Annotated in this window: 3 protein-coding genes; 2 read left to right on the forward strand and 1 reads right to left on the reverse strand. The window is 59.9% G+C overall.

The features are described 5' to 3' along the window. Positions 1 to 110: 110 nt before the first annotated feature. The gene (locus WCJ52_RS11420) at positions 111 to 1271 is read right to left on the reverse strand and encodes a tetratricopeptide repeat protein (protein ID WP_336903433.1); all 1161 of its coding nucleotides are present in this window, start codon (positions 1269 to 1271) and stop codon (positions 111 to 113) included. A 201-nt stretch (positions 1272 to 1472) separates the two neighbouring features. On the opposite strand from WCJ52_RS11420, the gene WCJ52_RS11425 reads away from it, so the two are divergent. Then, the gene (locus tag WCJ52_RS11425) at positions 1473 to 3173 is read left to right on the forward strand and encodes an amidohydrolase (RefSeq protein ID WP_336903434.1); all 1701 of its coding nucleotides are present in this window, start codon (positions 1473 to 1475) and stop codon (positions 3171 to 3173) included. A 228-nt stretch (positions 3174 to 3401) separates the two neighbouring features. Then, positions 3402 to 4805, forward strand: coding sequence for a hypothetical protein (locus WCJ52_RS11430; protein WP_336903435.1), 1404 nt, complete (start codon positions 3402 to 3404; stop codon positions 4803 to 4805). Positions 4806 to 5113: the final 308 nt, after the last annotated feature.

The following is a 5113-nucleotide window of genomic DNA, read 5'->3' on the forward strand; positions in this document are numbered from 1 at the left end:
ATGGGAAGTTGGGGGGAGGCCGCCTGTTGGCCGGAGATATTGACTCCTCGCTGCTGATCAGGCCCAGCCCATTGCGACTGACCACCTTTTGACCCTCACCCTCTCAGGTTCTATCCCGCCTTGAGCCCTGCCAAATGCCGGTCATGTAGCGCCAGGGTCCGGTAGGGGCAGCCTTGGTCCTCCGCCTCCAGCATTGCCGCCTTCAGGGCATTGGGCCCCTCAAGCACCAGAAGGCCGCGCGCCAGCAGGGTCGGCGAAGGCGGCACCTGGTCGCTTGCACGAAGGCGGTCGAGCTCGCGCCGCGCTTTTTCTTTTTGCCCCGCAAGGGCCAGAGCGCTGACAAGAGCGGCCCGTGCATTCGCGTCACCCCCGGACAGAGCAAGGGCACTTCGTGCGGCTTCAACGGCAGCGGAGTGTGACTTCAGGGATGACAGCACATAGCTCAGGACAAGCGGAAAATAATCCTGATTGGGAAGTCTCTGGACCGCGTCTTCAAGCAGGGTGCGGGCCCGAGTCCAGTCGCCGGAGGCGAAGAGGCTCCAGCCGAACGCGACAATCGCCCCGGGTGCAGCCGGGTTGAGGGCTAGGGCGCGCTCGCAAGCCGAGATCGCCCCAGCCAGATCGCCAAGACCCGCCCTTGCAATCCCTGCATTGGTCATCACCATCCAGTCCGTCGGTGCCAGTTCGACAGCGCGATCAATCTCTTTTCGCCCCGTGGAATCACCTTCAATGAGGATTCGAAATCGCCCGTCCAGTGACAGCGCGTGTGCATTGTTCGGATCCTGCTGCAGCAGGGGAAAAAGCGTCTCGCGTGCCCGCTTGCCGGCCAGTCGTGGCGGCATGTACCCCCGGGTTGCGGCTATTCCATAGACCTCTGCAAGGTAAAGCCGGGCGAGCGCATGCTTGGGATTCAGCAGCAGAGCTTCCTGCAGCAAACGGATGGCTACCTGGATGTTTCCTTTCAATCTCAGCCCTAGATTTTCTCGGGCCTGATCGACAAGGTTTCTAACCAGGGTGCTTGACGGGTTTTGGTCTATCACCCGCAAGCTATAGCCGCGACGGCTATGAGTGCGAATACTTACCCCGTCCGCCAGCTTCCGGCGCAGGGTGGAGATGCAGCGATTGAGGCTGGAAATACTGACATCTTCCTCAGGCCAGGCATGGTCCAGGAGGGCGTCATACGTGACCAGCTCGTCGGAACGGGCAGAAAGCACACCAAGAACGGCCGACTCCTTGGGTGAGAGCGTGAATACGGAGCGGGTCAGTTCCATGCTTGGGAAACCATTTGACGCTTCGACATCGACCCGATCTTCGACGACGTAAGAAATCCGTCAAGTACTCGAATTGCACCGGCGGTAGACCCTTCGATAGGGCCGGGTCCGGTATCGGGGTGCAAGCAGATGTTGAAGTCAGGTTTCACGCTTTTGGCCATGGCGGCGTTTCTCAGCGCCTGTGCACCCATCAGTCCATCCTTGTCTGGCACCTCACCCCTGGCGGCATCGCCGGTTGCTGACACCCTCTATGTCAACGGCGACATCCTGCTCATGGCGGGCAAGGAGCCGGCCTATGCAGAAGCCCTCGCCGTGAAGGACGGGAAGATCAGCTTTGTCGGAGCCCGTGCGGATGCGCCCAAAGCAGCCCAAACTGTCGATCTTGGTGGAAAGACGCTCCTGCCGGGCTTTATCGATAGTCACGGCCACATGGTTGCCTATGGAAAAAACCTGATCGACGCTGATCTGGTCGGTACGCCTGATATTCCTGACCTCCTGGCGCGCATGCGGGCCCACGCCCGAACGGTGCCTGCAGGGGCATGGATTGTCGGTTTCGGATATTCTGCCAAGAACATGAAGGAAAACCGGACCCCTACGGTGGGGGAACTGGATACGGTTTCCACAACCACGCCCGTGATGATCGTCGACAGTTCGGGCCACCTTGGCGCCGGAAACTCCGCCTTGTTTGCCATCGCGGGGGTTGGTCCCTCAACAGCGGATCCGGTCGGCGGAACGTTTTCCCGCCAAGCTGGTGGCAAGGCGCTTGCCGGTCCGATGGAGGAAACGGCGCTCAATTTGGTGCGCGAAAAGCGCCCGGCCTTTGAGGGTCAGATGGCGGACAATGTCATCCTGGGCGGTGCCAAGGCCTGGGCCAGCATGGGACAGACCTCGGCCCAGGACTGCGGCATTGGCCTTGGCAGCGATGACATGGCCATCCTCCGTAACGCCATCAGCAAGAACCTTTTGCCCATCGATCTCTATGTCTGCGCCAAGGATTCCATCATCGACCCCATGCTGGCCCAGGCCAATGCGGTGCGTGTGGACGCTACGGCCGGTAAGGTAAGGCTGGCGACCCGCGTCGACGGTGATACCCGCTACATCAACCGGGTCCGGATGGGCGGGATCAAATTTTGGCTGGACGGCAGCGTTGATACCGCCTGGTTTACCCAGCCCTTCACCAACAACCCGCCTGGCAAGACCGGCGTCTATCTCGGCTATGAGCAGATCCCGGACGAGGTGCTGAACGCTGCATTTGATCGCTTCTGGAATACAGACATCCAGATCAACATGCACATGAACGGTGACGCCGCGGCGGATCAGGCTCTGCGTGCCATCGAAAAAGCCGTGAAGAAATACGGCATGCGGGACCATCGGCCCGTCTTCATCCATGCCTCCTATCTGCGTCCCGACCAGATCGAGAAGATGCGCACCTATGGGGCCGTCCCAAGCTTCCTGACCGCCTCGATCCCCCCTGCAGGAGATGCCGTTGTTTACCTGTGGGGTCCTGAGCGTGCAGCCACGAGCCTGGCTGCGGCGACCTTTGTGCGGGAAGGGCTGCCCTTCACCTTCAGCCACGATGCGCCTGTGTCGCCCTCGCCATCCATCCTGGCCATTGTGGACGCCGGTGTGAACCGGATTGCGGCGAGGAGTGGGCGGGTCATCGGCCCGGATCAGAGGGTGTCACCCTACCAGGCCCTTCGGGCCGTCACCGCCTATGGTGCCTATCAAATCCACGAGGAGACGACCAAGGGAACACTCGAGGTCGGCAAGCTGGCCGATCTGGTGATCCTGGATGCCAATCCCCTCAGGGTTACGCCGACCTCGATCAAATCGATCAAGGTCCTCGAGACCATCAAGGAGGGGGTGACAGTCTTCCGCCTCGTACCCACCCCAGTCCCGTAATCGGGAGGCCGGACCCTCGGGTCAGAGGCGTCAGGCCCACATCAATCCAAACGGCGAGGAACGGGCGTGCTTGATTCCCACAACACCTTACCAAACCCGCCGGCTGTCTTGGCTTTGACGGACCGAACGCCCTGGCAGAGGGGGGCGAGCCTCAGGGTTCTTGCAGTTGGCCTGGGCCTCCTGGTCTTCGCCGGGTCGGCTGAGGCCCAGACCACAGACGATACAGCGGTGGTCATCTCCGACCTCAGGCGTCAGATTCGGGCGCAGCAACAGCAGCTTGACGCTCAGGGACGACAGCTCGCCAGTCAGGCAGAACTGCTCGACAGGCTGGCCAGTCGGCAGGTCCCGGCGGCCCCGCCCCAACGGGCTTCTTCCCCTGGAAATGCCCAGCCAGACGAAATTGCGGTTGTACCGTCGGCTGAGATCAAGGCCGTCGCCACGGCCGACGTCACGCTGCCTGAGCTGACGGCCGACCGCTTTGCCGCCGGTCCCGGGGTGGTGGTGGTGGATATGCCAGGATTCAAGGCGACCCTCGGCGGAGCGCTCCGCACCAATGCCCTGTTCAGCAGCGCCCGTGGAATCGGCGGAAGCGCAGCACCCTTCTTCCTGGCCCCGCCTGACGCGACAGGTGCCGAAAATGTCTTCGACATCACGGCCCAATACAGCCAGGTCAATCTGTCCCTGGAAGGTCCCAGCGTGGGAGGTTTCAGCACAGGCGCCCTCGTCCTGTTCCAGTTCTACAATGGCGCCGTGTTTTCCAATCAGTACGGCTTCACCCCCGGCCTGGTCTTTGCCTACGCTGCCAATGAGCGATGGAATGTCTCTGCGGGCCGGCGTGGAGAGCTGTTCAGCGACCGCGCTCCGAATATGGTGGATGCGATGACCATTCTCGGAGCCTCGGGGAATCCGGGCAACAGTGTCCGCAGTCAGTTCCGGGTCGTGCATACCACTCCCATGGCCGATGGGGGAAAGTTCACTGCAGCTTTGGCAATCAGTGATCCGATCTCGACCAATATCAGTGCCGACTTTGCCGACAGAACAGAAGACAATGGGGTTCCTAACTTCGAGGCAAAGCTCGCCTTTGCAACAGCCCCACCTGGGTCAGAGGTGCTTCTGAAGCGGCCAGTCTTTGAAATAGGGATCTCTGGTGTCTATGGAGAATTCCGAAAATTCTACGATCTCCAGCCGCCCTTCTCCGTGGAAAAATACAGTATTGAAGGGCTCGCCCTCGATGGCGGGCTTCGGCTCGGCGATCGTTTCGGCTTACAGGGTGAAATCTACCAGGGTCGCGGCTTAGGCAATTATCTTGGGCTCGCCAATCAGACTGTGAACCCACAGAGCCGGGAGATTGTCACGGGCTCGGGGGGCTGGGGAGAGGCAAGCTGGGTTTGGCGGGAAGGCCTTGAAAGCAATTTCGGCTACGGCCAGGACCGTCCCGATCTCGATACAATCTCACTGGGCAGCATCGGAAGAAACGAGACGGCCTATGGCAATCTGATCTGGACAGTGAGGCCCTGGTTGAGGCTGTCGGCTGAGACGACCTGGCGCAAGACCGGTTACCTGCTCCCGACAAAGTCGCTGCTTTCGAACGATGGGCTGGGTCTTAACCTGGCGACTGAGATGCGTTTCTAGTTACTGAAAATCATCTTGATTTGTAAAATGAACTCTGAATTTCAAAATATCATTTAGACATACTATATTTGTATAAGGGCATTCTTTATTTACGAGTATTGACATTAATATTAGATTTTTTATTTTCCGCTCCTGCACGCGCCAAAACCGCGATCTTTGGGAAGATCTCGGAAATCGCAGCGTCATTCTAGAAAGCTATCGCGAAGTCATATGCGGTGGAGAACATGGGCCGAACCTCCCGCCGCTGGGCGTCAGGGTCTGGCGGGTCTAAGGCGATGAAGCTAGAGCGCTGATGCGGCGTGTCGCGG

Origin of the sequence: Phenylobacterium sp. (assembly GCF_037138395.1) — a bacterium.
In the GTDB taxonomy this organism is placed as follows: domain Bacteria; phylum Pseudomonadota; class Alphaproteobacteria; order Caulobacterales; family Caulobacteraceae; genus Phenylobacterium.